The 16659-nt window shown below is 69.8% G+C and carries 12 protein-coding genes; 6 read left to right on the top strand and 6 right to left on the bottom strand.

Annotated features, from left to right (window positions below; translation table 11 throughout):
• The first annotated feature begins 30 nt into the window (after positions 1–30).
• Positions 31–3630, top strand: a complete 3600-nt coding sequence (locus LG334_RS15175; protein WP_404379293.1) for an AsmA family protein — start codon at positions 31–33, stop codon at positions 3628–3630.
• A gap of 65 nt (positions 3631–3695) precedes the next feature.
• Here the strand turns inward: LG334_RS15175 and LG334_RS15170 are convergent, their stop codons facing one another.
• The 3 genes from LG334_RS15170 to LG334_RS15160 all read right to left on the bottom strand — a co-directional run bounded on the left by LG334_RS15170 (position 3696) and on the right by LG334_RS15160 (position 6766).
• Positions 3696–3992: a ribbon-helix-helix domain-containing protein gene (locus LG334_RS15170; protein ID WP_404379292.1), complete on the bottom strand. Its 297-nt coding sequence runs from the start codon at positions 3990–3992 to the stop codon at positions 3696–3698.
• Positions 3989–6049, bottom strand: a complete 2061-nt coding sequence (locus LG334_RS15165) for a CBS domain-containing protein (protein ID WP_404379290.1) — start codon at positions 6047–6049, stop codon at positions 3989–3991. The genes LG334_RS15170 and LG334_RS15165 overlap by 4 nt, the downstream gene beginning before the upstream one ends.
• Positions 6050–6145: 96 nt before the next feature.
• Entirely contained in the window at positions 6146–6766 is a 621-nt protein-coding gene (locus tag LG334_RS15160; protein WP_404379289.1) for an alpha/beta family hydrolase, read from the bottom strand.
• A 155-nt stretch (positions 6767–6921) separates the two neighbouring features.
• Here LG334_RS15160 and glgX point away from each other — a divergent pair, with 155 nt between their 5' ends.
• The 5 genes from glgX to LG334_RS15135 all read left to right on the top strand — a co-directional run bounded on the left by glgX (position 6922) and on the right by LG334_RS15135 (position 13542).
• Positions 6922–9081, top strand: a complete 2160-nt coding sequence (glgX, locus tag LG334_RS15155; protein ID WP_404379287.1) for a glycogen debranching protein GlgX — start codon at positions 6922–6924, stop codon at positions 9079–9081.
• A gap of 51 nt (positions 9082–9132) precedes the next feature.
• On the top strand, positions 9133–10692 hold the full coding sequence (locus LG334_RS15150; protein WP_404379286.1) for a BCCT family transporter: 1560 nt from the start codon (positions 9133–9135) through the stop codon (positions 10690–10692).
• Positions 10693–10709: 17 nt separating this feature from the next.
• Positions 10710–11354, top strand: a complete 645-nt coding sequence (locus LG334_RS15145; protein WP_404379284.1) for a DUF3047 domain-containing protein — start codon at positions 10710–10712, stop codon at positions 11352–11354.
• A 178-nt stretch (positions 11355–11532) separates the two neighbouring features.
• Positions 11533–11955: a nucleoside-diphosphate kinase gene (gene ndk / locus LG334_RS15140; RefSeq protein WP_404379283.1), complete on the top strand. Its 423-nt coding sequence runs from the start codon at positions 11533–11535 to the stop codon at positions 11953–11955.
• A gap of 723 nt (positions 11956–12678) precedes the next feature.
• Positions 12679–13542 (top strand): PEP-CTERM sorting domain-containing protein, encoded by an 864-nt coding sequence (locus LG334_RS15135; RefSeq protein ID WP_404379282.1) that lies wholly within the window; start codon positions 12679–12681, stop codon positions 13540–13542.
• A gap of 134 nt (positions 13543–13676) precedes the next feature.
• Here the strand turns inward: LG334_RS15135 and LG334_RS15130 are convergent, their stop codons facing one another.
• From LG334_RS15130 to dppC, 3 genes are read right to left on the bottom strand one after another with little or no spacing between them, the layout of a single operon-like run.
• Entirely contained in the window at positions 13677–14714 is a 1038-nt protein-coding gene (locus LG334_RS15130) for a peptide ABC transporter ATP-binding protein (protein ID WP_404379281.1), read from the bottom strand.
• Positions 14707–15690: a dipeptide ABC transporter ATP-binding protein gene (gene dppD / locus LG334_RS15125; RefSeq protein ID WP_404379279.1), complete on the bottom strand. Its 984-nt coding sequence runs from the start codon at positions 15688–15690 to the stop codon at positions 14707–14709. Before dppD ends, LG334_RS15130 begins: the two co-directional genes overlap by 8 nt.
• On the bottom strand, positions 15690–16649 hold the full coding sequence (gene dppC / locus LG334_RS15120; protein WP_404379277.1) for a dipeptide ABC transporter permease DppC: 960 nt from the start codon (positions 16647–16649) through the stop codon (positions 15690–15692). The genes dppD and dppC overlap by 1 nt, the downstream gene beginning before the upstream one ends.
• Positions 16650–16659: the final 10 nt, after the last annotated feature.

The following is a 16659-nucleotide window of genomic DNA, read 5'->3' as shown; positions in this document are numbered from 1 at the left end:
TGGAATCGCATGAGAGACCGGAGCCCTGTCGTGAAGAAAGCCCTGATCGGGATCGCCGTCCTTTTGGTCCTGCTGATTGCGGGCGTTCTGGTGGCGCCGTCGGTGATCGACTGGAACCGCTACAAGGACCGCATCACCGCCTGGGTGGAGCAGGAAACGGGACGCGATCTGGACATCGCCGGCGACCTGTCGCTGTCGCTCCTGCCCACGCCCACCCTCTCGGCCTCGGGCGTCACCTTCGCCAACGCCCTCGCCGGCGGCGACGAGCCCATGGTGCGGGTGGACGACCTGGACGTCCGGGTTGCCTTCGGGCCCCTGCTGGCCGGCGAGGTGCGGGTGGAGTCGGTGCGCCTGGTGCGCCCGCGCGTGGTGCTGGAGGTGCTGCCCGACGGCAGCGGCAACTGGCGTGTTTCCGGCCGTGTGTCGGGCGCGGAAGGGGAGCCCGCCAGCGGCGCGGTTCCCGGCCCGGACGGCGCGCCGGTGACCGATCAGGCGGAAGCGGTGGCCGACGATTTCCAGGTGGCGCTCGACAGCCTGGTGGTGGAGGACGGCGCGGTCCTGTGGCGCGACGCGGCCGGCGTTGAACTGCGCATCGAGGACATCGACGGGCGCGTCGCCGCCGAAAGCCTGCGCGGCCCCTTCGCGGGCGACCTGGAAGCCACCCTGCGCGGCGCACGACTGGCGGCCACGGTCCGCACCGGGCGCTTCGGGCCGCAGGACCCGGCAACATCGCTGTTCCTGACTCTCGGCCTGCCCGAGACCGGGGGCGAGATGGAGATGCAGGGCCGGATCGCCGGACTTGCGGACGGCGAGGGCCCGTCGTTCACCGGCGACATGACCGTTGCCAGCCCGTCCCTGTCGCGCACCCTGGCGGCGCTCAACGGCGTGCCGGACCGGGCGCCGCTGGACCGCCCGTTCCGTCTGACCGGCGCGCTGACGGCGTCGCCGACGCAGGTGGCGCTGGACGACATGACCCTGCGCCTCGGCGAAACCGAGGGCACCGGCGGCGTCTCGGCCAGCCTGGCCGGCGCGCCCAGCATCGACGTGGCGTTGGCCTTCACCCGCATCGACATGGACGCCCTGCTCAAGGAAGCGCGCCTGGCGCCGCCGCCCTCCCGTGCGCCTGCATCGCGGCAGGCCGGCGCCATCATTCCGGCCGCCGCCACCGCCGGCGATACGGCGCCAGTGGTGCCGGTGCCCGCGGCGGGCGGCGAGCGGGGCCTGCTGCCCGACCTGCCGCCGGACCTGACCGGCAGCGTCGATGTCGGAGCCGACGTCATCACCTGGCGCGGCGGACTGGTGCGCTCGGCCCGGATCAACGCCACGCTGGCCGACGGCGAGGTGACCTTCAACCAGGTCCAGGCCCTTCTGCCCGGCTCGTCGGAGGTCAACGGCTTCGGTTTCCTGAACACCCGCGCCGATCCCGCGCGCCTGGACGGCACCGCCGAGGTGAAGTCCAGCAACCTGCGGGCCCTGCTGGAATGGCTGGGCGTGACGGTCGGCGACGTGCCGGCCGACCGCCTGCGCCGCTTCACCGCCACGGCGGCGGTCACCGGCACGGCGGCCCAGATCGTGGTGGAAAACCTGCAGGGACAACTGGACCTGACCACCTATCAGGGCGCGGCGGCGGTGCGGACCACCGGCGCCCGGCCCGCCTTCGGTCTGTCGCTGTCGGTGGACAGCCTGAACCTGGACGCCTACCTGGCCGACCCCGGCGCGGCGATGCCAGGCCCGTCCGAGCCGTCCGAACCCGCCCGGCCCGCCGCGCCCGCCGCGGAGCCGACGCCGCAGGGCGAAACCGCCGAGCCAGGCGCGCCCCCTCTGTTCGCCGGCCTGGGCGTGCTCAACACCTTCGACGCCAACATCAAGGCGCGCGCCGGAATGCTGACGTGGCGCGACACGGAAGTGCGCGACGCCCGCCTGGACGTGACCCTGCTGGAGGGCACCGCCACCTTCGGCGACACCGTTCTCAGCCAGATCGCCGGCGCGACCGTCAGCGTGGGCGGCGGGCTGTCGGGCTTCGGCGGCGAGCCGCGCTTCGACGGCCTCAGCATCGCGGTCGCCGCCGACGATCCCGGCCGCATCTCGCGGCTGCTGGACATGACGCTGCCCGTTGACCCGGACCAGCTGGCGCCGGTGGCCCTGTCGGCGACGCTGAACGGCTCGCTGGACGCGCTGTCGCTGCGGTCCTCCAACCAGTTCGCCGGCGGCTCCCTCTCGGCGGAAGGCACTTTGCGGAACGTGCGAGGGGCCTCGCCGGCCTATGACCTGTCGTTGACCGCCGACCACGGCAGCGTGGTGACCCTGCTGCGCCGCCTGGGCGTGACCTACGAGCCGCGCGGCGGTACGGGCCTCGGGCCGCTGTCCCTGACCACCCGCGCCACCGGTTCGGCCGACGGGGTGCGGCTGGAAGACATGACCCTGCGCCTCGGTCCCACCACCCTGACCGGCCGGGCGACCGTGGAGACCGGCGGCGAGCGTCCTCGCGTTTCCGCCACGCTGGACGCCGACCACGTGCCGCTCGACGCCTTCCTGCCGGCAGAGCGGACGGCATGGCGGGGCCCGGCGCAGCGCCAGGCGGGCGTGGTTCCGGCCTCCATGCGCGTCGGACCGGCGCCGCGGGGGAATGGCCCGACCGCCGCGCCGGCCCAGGTCGACGGGGCGCCGCGATGGTCGCGGGAGCCGCTGGACCTGGATGTCCTGGACGCCGCCGACGTCGATCTGGCGCTGACCGCCGGCGCTCTGTCCCATGAGGACTGGGTGTTGAGCGGCGCCGAGCTGTCGGCCGTTCTCGCCGGCGGGCGGCTGGAGGTGCCGTCGCTGACCGGCTCGCTGTTCGGCGGGCCGTTGACGCTGGGCGGCTCGCTTGCCCGCGCCGGCGACGGCGGGGCGGCGGCAGCCCTTTCCGCAACCCTCTCCGGCATGGATGTGGGGGCGGCGTTGACTGCGCTTGCGGGACAGCGGTCGGCGCGCGGGCGCATGGATGTCTCGGTGGACGTCGCCGCCACCGGCGAAAGCGCGTTCGCGCTGGTGTCCAGCCTGGACGGCTCGGGGCGGCTGGCGCTGCGCAAGGTGGACATGCGCCGGGTGGAGGGCGATCCCAAGGGTTCGGCGCTGGCGGCCATCCTGGCGCCGCTGCGGCTGCTCGACCGCCTGGGTGGCGGTTTGGGCGGGGAGAGCTACGGCGTCGACGTCACCGGCGACTTCATGGTGGAGGATGGCGTCGTGCGTTTCGCCGAGGACGATCCGGTGGGCCTGGAGTCGAACCTCTACGACGGCACGCTGGCGGGGACCGTGGCGCTGCCGCCCTGGACGCTGGACGTGCAGGGGCGCGTGCAGTTGGCGCAGAACGCGGTGACGCAGCTTCTGGGCGGGGCGGTGTCGCTGCCCGACGTGATTCCGGTGCGCGTGAGCGGCCCGCTGGACGATCCCGACGTGATCATCGGCACCCGGCGTCAGGCGCAGGACGGCGATGGCGCCGCGCCGGCGGAAAAGCCCGAGGCGCGCGCCCGTGATGCCGTGCGGCAGCTGCTTCAAGAGGAGGTCGGCGGGGCCCAGAAGGAACAGGCGCCCGAGCAGAAGCCGGAAAAGGTCCTGCGCGATGCCCTGAAGGACATGCTGTTCCGGTAGGGTGGGGAAAGGGGCGCGACGGGGGCGGCGGCCGGAGGGCGTGGAGGCGTCGCCGGTGGAACGGGCTAGTCCAGGGTGCCGGCCTTGCTCTGGGTCCAGCGCAGGCAGAACACCCGAAGCGCGCTGGACAGGTTGCCGGCCATCTGATCGCGGCGGCTGTCGACTGCGGTCACCAGGGCGGTGACGGTGGTGCGTTCCGACCGGGCAATGGCCTGGAGGGCATCCCAGAAGGGGGCCTCCAGAGAGACTGAGGTCCGGTGACCGGCGATGGTGACGGACCGTTTGACCACGCCCCCGCCGGGGGCCTCTGCCAGCAGGGCGGCGACGCCCGAGTCCACATGCGGGGGAATGCGCTCGCTCACGGTTTATCCTCCGGTTGTGTCGGGAAATCGGGCAGCGTGACGTGGAAGGTGCTGCCCTCGCCCAGGCGCGAGTCGACGCCGATCACGCCGCCGTGGCGTTCCACGATCCGTTTGCAGATGGCCAGCCCGATGCCGTTGCCGCCGTAGGCGCCGCGGGCGTGCAGGCGCTGGAACATCTGGAAGATGCGGTCGGCGAAAGAGGGTTCGATGCCGATCCCGTTGTCGTGCACCGAGAAGCGCCAGGCCGGCAGCGCGCAGGCGGGCCCGTCGGTTTCATGTCCGGGACCGTGGTCGGTGGTTACCCGCTCGGCGCTGATGTGCACGCGCGGCGCGCGGTGGGGGTCGCGGAACTTCACGGCGTTGTCGATCAGGTGCTGGAACAGGCGCACCAACTGCGGGAAGTCCGCCTTGACCGTCGGCAGCGTGTCCCAGGTGACCCGCGCGTCAACACCGGACAGGGTGGCATCCAGGCGGCGCACCGCGCTTTCCACCGCCAGGGTGGCGTCGCAGTCCTCGAAGGCGTGGCCCTTGCGGTCGATGCGCGAATAGTCCAGCAGGTCGGTGATCATGGATTGCATGCGCGTCGCCCCACCGGCGGCGAAGGCCATGAACTCCCGCGTTTCCGGGTCCAGGGCGTCGCCGATGCGCCGGTCGACGAGCTGCAGGTAGCTCGCGACCATGCGCAGGGGCTCCTGCAGGTCGTGGGAAACGATGTAGGCGAAAGCCTCAAGTTCCTCGTTGGACTGGCGAAGCTGTTCCACCAGGGCACGGTTGCGCATCTCGCCGGCCCGCAGCTCCGTCAGGTCGGAGAAGAAGGCGAAGGCGCCGGTGGTGTTGCCGGCATCGTCCCGCAGCACCGTGGCGGAAATGCGGACGTGGCGCAGGCCGCCGCCGTGGTGGCGCAGGTCGGTCTCGAAGGTGTGATGCGGCGCGCCCTCGGCCGCGCGCACGACGGCGAAGCCGGCCTCGAGCTTGCGCGCCGCGTCGCCTTCGGCCAGGGCGGGAAGGGGGAGGCCGATCAGGCCGTGGCGGCCGATGCCCAGCAGGTGCTCGAAGGCCGCGTTGCAGTCGGTGATGCGGCCGTGGCTGTCGGTCTCGGCATAGCCTTCCTGGGTAAGGCTGAGGATGCTGTCCTGCCGCGCCTTGCCGGCCTCCAGCGCCTGCACCTGGCGCGAGACGGCCTCCTGCAGGTGGCGCAGGTAGTCGACCTCGATGCCCGTCAGGATGTCGGTGAACGACAGCACGGCCAGGATGTCGTCATCGCCGGACTGGACGGCCAGGTGACGGATGCGGTTGGCCTCCATCATTTCCTGCGCGTGCAGCAGCGGCGCGTCCTCGGCGATGGACAGGATGGGCGCGCTGGCGATCTCGCGCACCGGCCGGGCGACGTCGCGCCCTGCCACGCGGCGCAGGATGTCGCGTTCCGTGACGATGCCGTAGGGCTTGCCGTCGGCCTCCACCACCACGGCGGCCTCGGCTTCGGAATTGCGCAGGGCGGCGGCGACGGCGGCCACGGTGTCGGTCGCCGGCACTCTCAGCGGGCGGCGCTTGGCGACCGAGCCCACCGTGCGCAGCGTCAGGTATCCATGCAGGCCCGAGTTGCGCACCACGTCGGTGCGCGACAGCACCCCGACGGCCGTGCCGGCATCGTCCACCACCAGGAAATGCCGCAGCCGCGCCTCGCGGAAGCGGGGCATGGCGTCCTCGATGGTGGTGTCCTGGTGCAGGGTGCGGATCGGCGCGCTCATCAGGTCGCGTACCGGCCGGGCGAGCGTGGCGGGGTCCGTCAGGTCCAGCGCCAGGGCGTCGCGCTCCGTCCAGATGCCCGCGGGTGTGCCGCGTTCCGTGACGATGATCGACGAACACGCGGCATCGGCCATCATCCGTGCGGCGGCGGCGACGGGAGTCTGGCCCGGGCATTGGAGAATGGACTGGCGGACGATGCGGCCGACGGGCCAGCGGTCACGCCGCGCCAGCTCCAGCGCGACAGCATCGTGGGCCGACGTGCGGCCCGTGTCGCGTCCTTCGTCCGGCACTGCCCGGAAGCCTGCCGTCATGCGCGTTGGTCCCCCTTCAGGTTGCGCGGGCGGATGGTGGTGTGCATCCGCGCCAAACGTACTCATACACCACTTTATATCAGAAACGTGAGAGGTTTACATCTTCAGTTCCCTCAGGAAATCGGTGATGGCCGTCACGCATTCGGCCAGATTCACCACGTTGTCACGGCCTGAAGACTTGCGTGGTTTGAGGGAATGGTCGCCGTCCTCTGCCCAATGCAGGCGGATGGCCGGCGAGAGCCGCAGCCCCGCCACGAGGTCGCGGCCGCCCATGGTGTCGCGCGTGCCCTGGCAGATGAGCGTGGGCGTCTCGATCGTTTCCAGGTGCGCGGTGCGCAGGCGGTCGGGTTTGCCGGGCGGATGGAACGGATAGCCCAGGCACACCAGCCCCGCCACACCGGCCTCGTCGGCGATCAGGCTCGCCATGCGCCCGCCCATGGACTTGCCGCCGATGACGATCCGCGATGGATCTCCCAACCCGGCGATGACGGCGCGCCAGGTGTCCAGCAGCACGGGCTGGCGGTCGGGCGGCCGCTTCGAGCCGCCGGCGCGGCGCTGGGCCATGTAGGGAAACTCGAACCGCACGGCGCGCCAGCCGTCCGCCGCCAGGCCTTCGGCAATGGTGTCCATGAAGGGCGTGTCCATGGCCGCGCCGGCACCGTGGGCGAGCGCGACGGTCAGCGGGGCGTCCTTCGGCCCCTGGTCGATCATGTCCATTTGATGGGTTCTCCCTGTCAACAAGGCGCGTCATGATGGTGAAGCGGGGCGCCCGCCGCAACATGGGCGGGTGCCTCGGATGCGACGCGCCGAAACGCAGCGCCGCCGCCGCCCGTTGAAGGGCTTGGTCCCACCGCGTTTTCCCGGAGTTGTCCATGGCGTCGTTCACCCCCCGTGTCTGGCCCGGTTCCCCGCACCCGCTGGGAGCGACCTTCGACGGTTCGGGCACGAATTTCGCCCTGTTTTCCGCCCACGCGGAAAAAGTCGAGTTGTGCCTGTTCAGCGACGACGGACGCGAGGAGATCGCCCGTGTCGAACTGCCCGAGTACACAAACGAGATCTGGCACGGGTATCTGCCCGACGTCCGCGCCGGCGCGCTGTACGGCTACCGCGTCCACGGCCCCTACGAGCCGGAGAACGGGCACCGCTTCAACCACAACAAGCTGCTGCTCGATCCCTATGCCAAGGCCCTTCACGGCGGCCTGCAATGGGACGACGCCCTGTTCGGCTATGTCGTCGGCGACGAGAAGGAGGACCTGTCCTTCGACACCCGCGACAGCGCGCCCTTCATGCCGAAATGCCGCGTCGTCGACCCCGCCTTCACCTGGGGCAACCCCAAGGAGCCGACGCCTGCCCACGAAACCACCGTCTACGAGATGCACGTACGCGGCTTCACCATGCGCCATCCCGAGGTGCCCGAGCCCGTGCGCGGCACCTTCGAGGGGCTGGCCCATCCGTCGGTGGTCGAGCACCTGCGCGAACTGGGCGTGACGTCGGTGGAGCTTCTGCCGGTGCACGCCTTCATCCAGGACCGCCATCTCATCGACCGGGGACTGCGGAACTACTGGGGCTACAACTCCATCGGCTTCTTCGCGCCCCACCCGGACTACCTGCCGGGCGATGATCCGCGTGCCTTCAAGACTTTCGTGCAGATCATGCACGATGCCGGGATCGAGGTGATCCTGGACGTCGTCTACAACCACACCGCCGAGGGCAACCACATGGGCCCGACGCTGTGCTTCCGGGGCATCGACAACCGGTCCTACTACTACCTGATGGATGGCGACGAGCGGTACTACAACGACTTCACCGGCACCGGCAACGCCCTGGAACTGCGGCACCCCTACGTGCTGCGCATGGTCACGGACTCGCTTCGCTACTGGGTGGAGGACATGCGCGTCGACGGCTTCCGCTTCGACCTGGCGACGACGCTTGCCCGCGTGGAAGGCCCCTACAACCGCCATGCCGGGTTCCTCGACGCCGTGGCGCAGGACCCGGTGCTGTCCGCCGCCAAGCTGATCGCCGAGCCGTGGGACACGGGGCTCGGCGGCTATCAGGTGGGCAATTTCCCGCCGGGCTGGGCAGAGTGGAACGACCGCTACCGCGACACGGTGCGCGACTTCTGGCGCGGCGAGCCGGGGCGCATCGGCGACCTGGCCTCGCGCCTGTCGGGATCGTCGGACATCTACGACCACCAGGGGCGTCGGCCGTGGGCGTCGGTGAACTTCGTCACCGCCCACGACGGTTTCACCCTGCGCGACCTGGTCAGCTACAACGGCAAGCACAACGAGGCCAACAAGGAAGACAACCGCGACGGCAGCGACGACAACCGCTCGTGGAACTGCGGCGTCGAGGGGCCGACCGATGATCCCGAGGTGCGCGACCTGCGCCGGCGCCAGATGCGCAACATGATGGCGACGCTGCTGCTCTCCCAGGGCGTGCCCATGATCGTGGCCGGCGACGAGTTCGGCCGCAGCCAGGGCGGCAACAACAACGCCTACTGCCAGGACAACGAAATCAGCTGGGTCGACTGGGAGGGCATCGACGAGGAAGGCCACGACCTGTTGGACTTCGCCCGGCGGCTGGTGCAACTGCGGCGCGACCACATCGTCTTCCACCGCTCCCGCTTCTTCCACGGACGCATCATTCCGGGGACGGAGGTCAAGGACATCACCTGGCAGCGCCCGGACGGCACGGAAGTGACCGAGGACGACTGGGGCGACGGCCACGCCAAGACGCTGCGCTTCGTGCTGTCGGGCGAAGCCGGCAACTTCCACCTGACCCCACGTGGGGAGCCCGAGCCCGACGACACCTTCCTGGTGATGATGAACGCCTCCGACCAGGCCATCGAGCATGTGTTGCCATCGGGCGCGCCGCACGGCGGACGGCCGTGGCTCAAGCTGGTGGACACGGCCAAGAACCCGGCGTTCGCGGAAAAGGGCGGCGAGCCCATGGAAACCGGCAAGGAAGGCGACACGGTGATCCTGGACCCGCACAGCCTGATGCTCTGGGTCGTACGGCGCGAGGTGGAGTAGACGGAGCGGTGACATTCCGCAACTGCTCCGCGCCGTTGGCGTTGAGCGACCATGCGGAAGATCACCTTCGCCCGGCTTACCTCCAAGATGCAGCCGACCGTCTTTTTCGGTTCGGCGACGGTGGTGGTGGCGTTCTGCCTGTTCGGCGGTCTGTACACCGACACCGCCGCATCCATTTTCAAGACCCTGCGCACCGGGATTTCCCATCTGTTCGGCTGGTACTACCTGCTGGCGGCCACGGGCTTTCTGGTCTTCGCGATCTGGCTCGGCGTGTCGCGCCATGCGCGGCTGCGGATGGGGCGGGACGACGAGCGGCCGGAATTCGGCACCATCGCCTGGCTGACCATGCTGTTCGCCGCCGGCATGGGCATCGGACTGGTGTTCTGGGGCGTGGCGGAGCCGCTGACCCACTACCTGGAGCCGCCCGACGCCGATCCGCGCACGGCCGAAGCCCTGCGCCAATCGTTGCGCTACACCTTCTTCCACTGGGGCCTGCACCCCTGGGCGATCTATCTGATCCTGGCGCTGGGGCTGGCGTTCTTCCACTTCCGCAAGGGCCTGCCGCTGGCACCGCGATCTGTCCTGTATCCGCTGATCGGGGACCGTATCCACGGCCCCGTCGGCCATGCCACCGACATCCTCTGCACGGTGGGCACCCTGCTGGGCGTGGCGACGTCGCTGGGGCTGGGTGCCATGCAGATCAACGAGGGGTTGACGCGGTTCCTGGGCATCCCCAGCAATGTCACCATGCAGCTCATCATCATCGCCAGCATCACGGCGGTGGCGACGCTGTCGGTGGTGATCGGCCTGCAGGGCGGCGTGCGGCGCCTGTCCATGGCGAACCTGTGGCTGGCGGGCGGCCTGTGGCTGTTCGTGCTGATCGCCGGGCCGACGCTGTTCATCGCGGAGACCTTCGTTTCCGGCCTTGGCATCTATCTCCAGACCCTGCCGGTCACCAGCCTGCGCCTCGACCTGAAGGACCCGAGCGGCTGGCAGGCGACGTGGACGCTGTTCTACTGGGGCTGGTGGATTTCCTGGTCGCCCTTCGTCGGCGTCTTCGTCGCCCGGATCTCGCGAGGGCGCACCGTGCGCGAGATGGTGACCGCCATGCTGCTGGTGCCCACCGCCGCCAGCTTCGCCTGGTTTGCCGTGTTCGGCGGCACTGCCCTGAGCCTGGAGATCGAGCGCGGCGTGGACCTTGCCCAGCGGGTCATCGAGACGCCGGCCATCTCTCTGCACGCGACGCTGGACCATCTGCCGCTGGCGACGGTCTCCACCGCCGTCGGCACGCTTGTCATCATCATATTCTTCATCACGTCGTCGGATTCGGGCTCGCTGGTGGACGACATGGTCACCTCCGGCGGACATCCCGATCCGCCCAAGCCGCAGCGCGTCTTCTGGGCCTGTGCCGAGGGCGCAGTGGCGGGTATCCTGCTGGTGCTCGGCGGCTTGACCGCCATGCAGAATGCCGCCATTTCGCTGGGACTGCCCATGTCCGTCCTGCTGGTGGTGGCAAGTGTCGCGCTGGTCCGTGCCTTCCGCGCCGAGTGCCGGACGCCCGGGTCCAGGACGCCCGACAAGCGCCGCCGGAACAATTCGGCCGCCGAATGAAGGAAGGGAAGGTGCCCATGTCCCGCCGCGATCTGCCGACCCTGCTTTCCCTGTTTCCGCTGCTGACCACCGCGCCGGCGCTGGCGGTGACGGCCGAGCCCGCCGACATCATGCAGTGGCAGGCCAAGAGCTTCCAGGGCGAGACGGATTATGCCCTGGACGCCGTTCAGGGCCGGGTGGCCGTGCGGGCGACCTGCCGGGACGCCGCCTCGGGCCTGTTCCTGGAACGGCCCATCGACCTGCGCGAGACGCCGGTGCTGGAATGGTCCTGGCGGGTTGACGAGACCTTTCCCGCAGACGGGCCCGCCGAGGACACGAAGGCCGGCGACGACTATCCCGCGCGCCTCTATGTGGTGAAGGACGGGGGCCTGCTGCCGTGGCGAAGCCGCGCCGTGAACTACGTCTGGGCGAGCGCCGCGCCGGAAGGCGCGGACTGGGAGAACGCCTATGCGAGCCAGGCGCACATGGTGGCCGTGCGCTCCGGCCCGCCGCCCGAGCCCGGCGCCTGGGTGACGGAGCGCCGCGACGTGGCCGAGGATTTCCGCCGCTTTCACGGGTCGGCGCCCGAGGAGGTCGACGCGGTCGCCATCATGACCGATTGCGACGACCGGGATGCCGAGGCCCGCGCGTGGTATGGCGCCATCCGCTTCCTGCCCCGGTGACGGCGATATGGACAATTCGTAACGGATTGACGGTTGTCAGGGCGGAATGGCTCCGTTATAACCGCGCACCGTTTGCGGCCGGTTGCAAGTCCGCGCACGAGTCGTTCCCGCAGTTCCGGGCGGCGCGGCGCCAGGGCTGCCGGCCGCTGGCCGCATAACAGACCCCAAGGATACCGCAATGGCTATCGAACGCACGCTCTCGATCATCAAGCCCGATGCCACCCGTCGCAACCTGACCGGCAAGATCAACGCCCGGTTCGAGGAGAACGGCCTGCGCATCGTCGCGCAGAAGCGCATCCAGCTGACCAAGGCCCAGGCCGAGGCGTTCTACGACGTGCACCGCGAGCGCTCGTTCTTCAACGAGCTGGTCACCTTCATGATGTCCGGCCCGGTCGTGGTGCAGGTTCTCGAGGGCGAGGACGCGGTTGCCAAGAACCGTGAGATCATGGGCGCCACCAACCCGGCCAACGCCGCCGAGGGCACCATCCGCAAGGACTTCGCCGAGAGCATCGAGGCGAACTCCGTGCACGGCTCCGACAGCCTGGAAAACGCCGCCCGCGAGGTGTCGTTCTTCTTCGCCGAGGTCGAGATCGTCGGCTAATCCCGACGCCTTTCGATCCTGCGAAAGTTACGGAAACCGGCGCTCCGCAAGGGGCGCCGGTTTTCCTTTGCGCAAAGGGCCGCCGAGGCTCCACCGCGGTGGCGCCTCAGGCTGGGATGATGCCCTGTCCCTCCGGCGGATGTCGGATGTTTTTACAGCCAAGCGACGGACACCGCACCTGCGTCCAAGGTCGTGCGTCCTACGGCGCGTGAAGACCCTGCGGCGTCACGTCAAGCGTCTGTTTTTGCTTGATGATTTTTCCGATCGCCGGATGTCTCGGCTGCGCCGGACGGCGGCTTTCCCCGGTTGACGTATCGATTTTCACCGAAAGACGTGGCGCGGCCTCTGCCAGCGGATCGCGGCTGCGGCCCGACCTTACAGGCCGCCGCCGAAGAATGGTGTCGCACTGCACCAAACCAAGGGAGCCCGCGGGTTCCGATGGTGTAGGTGGTGGATCATCCGCATGTTGCTGCGCCGCGCCGACAGGCGTGCCGCACTGTCCGGGTCGGACGGGGTAGCGCGCATCCGGCAGCGGAAGATGCCGCGCCGAAATGTCTCCAGTAACGCCGAAATGCGTCGGAGCGCTTGACAGGCCCATGTCACCAAAAGGATCGAGGCGTCCTTGTTTCCGCACGGTCACAGCAGTTGGCACGCGGCCTGCAAGGCAGGGGACGAACAAAGGGCCGCCCAAGGGCTCGTCACCACCGTATCGGAGGGATCAGGATGCAACGTCGGACGCTTTGGGTTGTCGGTTCGGGAGCCTGTGTGCTGGGCCTTGCCCTGGTTGCCGGGGCCGTGGCGCATGTCGGCAGCGGCACCGGCGACACGGCCGAGGCCCAGACGCTGGCTCTGCTGGAGCCCGGCAGCACGGCTCAGGTCCTGCGCCTGCCGTCCCGCAGCGCGCTGTCCGACGACCTGTGGGACGACTGGGCGCGCCAACGCATCTCGGGCCTTGGCTATCTGACGCTGCCGCCCGAGCCGCCGCCGGCGCCGGACATGCTTGGCGGCACCGCGCTCGTGGCGTCCAACGGCGGCCTCGCGCGCCTGTCGGACGATTTCTCGTGGCTCGAGGCTTCGGCGCGCAGCTTCAGCCTGGGCGGTTCCGGCGGGTCCTACAGCTTCCGCTCAGGCGGGGGCGGTGGAAGCGGTGGCGGAGGCGCCGGCTGGGGTGGCGGTGGCGGCTTTGGCGGCGGCGGCGGCTTCGGTCGCGGCGGTGGTGGCGGCGGCCCGTCCGCGCCCGGCTTCACGCCCGCGGCGCCGCCGGTGGAGACTCCGGAAGGGCCCGGCACAGAGACCGGCGCCGGTGCGGGCGCCGGCGGCGGCGGCCAGGGCGAGAACGGCGGGCCCGAGCCAGTGGTCTTCAATCCGCCCCCGGCGGCACAGGTCACGCCGCCGGACCCGCCGGGCCTGGACAACCGTCCCGACAATCCCGGCAACGGCGATCCGACGCTGCCCATCGAGAATCCGGGGTCGCCCGGCGTTCCGTTCCAGCTCGCGCAGGTGCCCGAGCCGGGCATGCTGTCGCTGCTGGGCGTGGCGCTGGGTCTCCTGGGCCTGGGCGCCGCCGCCCGGCGTCGTGGGGTCTGAAGCGCCGCCGAGGGGCGAAGGGCAGAAGAAAGGGGAGGCACCGCGCGGTGCCTCCCCTGTTTCACGGGCTGGAAGCGGTCTGGATCGCTCTCATACCGGGCGATGCCTGAAATCGTACAGTCGTCGCCCGCGTATCACGCCGTGCCTGCCAGCACCTCTTCCGCACGGTGGCAGGCGACGCCGCGCCCGGCCACGTCGCGCACCTTGGGGATCTCGCTCTTGCAGCGGTCGATCACGAAGGGGCAGCGGGTGTGGAAGCGGCAGCCCGACGGCGGGTTCATGGGCGAGGGCAGCTCGCCCGTCAGCGCCACTTTCTGCGCCCGCTCGGCAGCCCGGATCTTGGGCGTCGAGGCCATGAGCGCACGAGTGTAGGGATGCGCGGGTTCGGCGAAGATGGCCTCCTTGGGGCCGTGCTCCACCACATTGCCCAGGTACATCACCAGCACGTCGTCGGCGATGTGCTGCACCACCGACAGGTCGTGGGAGATGAACAGGTAGGCGACGCCGAACTCTTCCTGCAGGTCCATGAGCAGGTTCAGCACCTGCGCCTGGACCGACACGTCCAGCGCCGAAACCGGCTCGTCGGCCACCACCACGCGGGGGTTGAGCATCAGCGCGCGGGCGATGGCGATGCGCTGGCGCTGGCCGCCCGAGAACATGTGCGGATAACGGGCCGCGAACTCGGGCCGCAGGCCGACCACGCGCATCATCTCCTGGGCGCGGTCGCGGCGCTGCTCCTGGCTCATCTTCGTGTTGATGACCAGCGGCTCCTCCAGGATCGACATGACCTTCTTGCGCGGGTTCAGCGATCCGTAGGGGTCCTGGAAGACGATCTGCACCTTGGTGCGCGCCTTCTTGAGCTTTTCAGGCGCCGCCCCGGCCAGGTTCTCGCCCTCCAGCAGGAAGTCGCCGGCGGTCGGCTGCTCGATGAGCGTCACCTGGCGGGCCAGCGTCGACTTGCCGCAGCCGGACTCGCCGACGACGGCCAGCGTGCGGCCCGCGTGCAGGCGGAACGACACGCCGTCCAGGGCTCGGACGGTGGCATCTTCCTTGAACATGCCGCGCGGCACCGAATAGTGCTTGGTCAGCTCCCGCGCTTCCAGCAGAGGCCGGCCGTCGGCCGGGGCCTTCACCTTCTGAAGGGCGGGCGCCTTGGTGTCGGCGTCAGTCATAGGTCGGGTTCCCCTCATCGTCGAGCGGATAGAAGCAGCGGTGGCGGAACGGGCCCTCGCCGAACAGCTTGGGCTGCTCCTCGCGGCAGTGGCGCTGCGAGTAGGGGCAGCGCGGGTGCAGCAGGCAGCCGTGCGGCCGGTCGTAGGCACCGGGCACCACCCCCGGCAGGGTCTGCAGGCGGTCACGGCCCACCGAGTTCTCCGGCAGGGATGCCAGCAGCGCCTGGGTGTAGGGATGGCGCGGGTGCTCGAAGACTTCCGGCACCGTGCCGGTCTCCACAACCTGGCCGGCGTACATCACCACGACGCGGTGGGCGGCTTCGGCCACCACGGCCAGGTCGTGGGTGATGAGCACCATGCCCATGCCGCGCTGCTGCTGGAGGTCCAGCAGCAGGTCCATGATCTGCGCCTGGATGGTCACGTCGAGCGCCGTGGTGGGCTCGTCGGCGATCAGCAGGCGCGGATTGCAGGCCAGCGCCATGGCGATCATGACGCGCTGGCTCATGCCGCCGGACATCTGGTGCGGAAAGGCCGAGAGCCGGCGGCCGGGATCGGGAATGCCGACCAGGCGCAGCAGGTCCTCGGCGCGCTCGCGGCGCTCCTTCCTGCTGCCGCCTTCGTGAATCTTCAGGGCCTCCATGATCTGCCAGCCTACCGTGAAGCAGGGATTCAGGCTGGTCATGGGTTCCTGAAAGATCATGGCGATCTCGGAGCCCGTCAGCTTGCGGCGCTTACGGGCACTCATGGCCTGGAGGTCCTGGCCGGCGAAGTGCATCCGGTCGGCGGTGACGCGGCCGGGGTAGGCCACCAGGCCCATGGTCGCCAGCGACGAGACGGACTTGCCGGAGCCGGATTCGCCGACGATGCCCACCACTTCGCCCTCGTTGACGGTAAGCGACAGGCCGTCGACGGCGCGGAACGGCGAGGATTCCTCGCCAAATTCCACGGTCATGTTCTGGATGTCGAGCAAAGGCATCAGCGTTTCATCTTCGGATCCAGGGCGTCGCGAAGGCCGTCGCCCATGAGGTTGAAGGCCAGCACCGTCAGCAGGATGGCAAGACCGGGGAAGGTCACCACCCACCACGCGCGCTGCACGAACTGGAGGCTGTCGGCCAGCATGGAGCCCCATTCCGGCGTCGGCGGCTGGGCGCCCAGGCCCAGGAAGCCGAGCGCGGCGGCGTCCAGGATGGCGGTGGAGAAGCCCAGCGTCGCCTGCACGATCAGCGGCGCCATGCAGTTCGGCAGGATGGTGTTGAACATCAGCCGCGAGGTCGAGGCGCCCGCGATGCGCGAACTGGTGACGTAGTCCTTGCTGCTTTCCGTGATGACAGCCGCTCGCGTCAGGCGCACGTAGTGGGGCAGCACGACGATGGCGATGGCGATGATCGCGTTTTCAAGGCCGGGACCCAGGATGGCGACGACCGCGATGGCCAGAAGCAGGCTCGGGATGGCCAGCATGATGTCCATCAGGCGCATCACGACCACGTCGACCCAGCCGCGCATGTAGCCGGCCATCAGGCCCAGCACGATGCCCGCGGCCAGCGACAGCGTCACCACGATGACGCCGACGAACAGCGACAGGCGCGAGCCCCAGATGATGCGCGAGAAGATGTCGCGGCCCACATCGTCGGTGCCCAGCGGGAACCGCCAGGTGCCGCCGTCGGCCCATCCGGGCGGCAGCAGCAGTGCGTCGCGGTACTGCTCGATGGGGCTGTGGGGCGCGATCCAGGGCGCGAACAGGGCGGTCAGGACCAGGATCACGATGAAGATCAGGCCCGCCAGCGCGCCCTTGTTCTCGGTGAAGTATTCCCAGAACTCGGCGATGGGGTGCTTGGGCGAGCCGGCGATGGCCGCAGCCTCGTGCGCCTCGGCCACCTCGGCGGCATGATCGGCGGCGGCCTCGGCCACGTCGACGTTCTTGTAGGTGTCGGTCATGTCGGTTCCG

It is taken from the genome of Caenispirillum salinarum (assembly GCF_044803115.1).
Lineage (GTDB): Bacteria > Pseudomonadota > Alphaproteobacteria > Rhodospirillales > Rhodospirillaceae > Caenispirillum > Caenispirillum salinarum_A.
The sequence above is the reverse complement of the archived record's forward strand: the minus strand, read 5'-3'. Positions and strand labels throughout refer to the sequence as shown.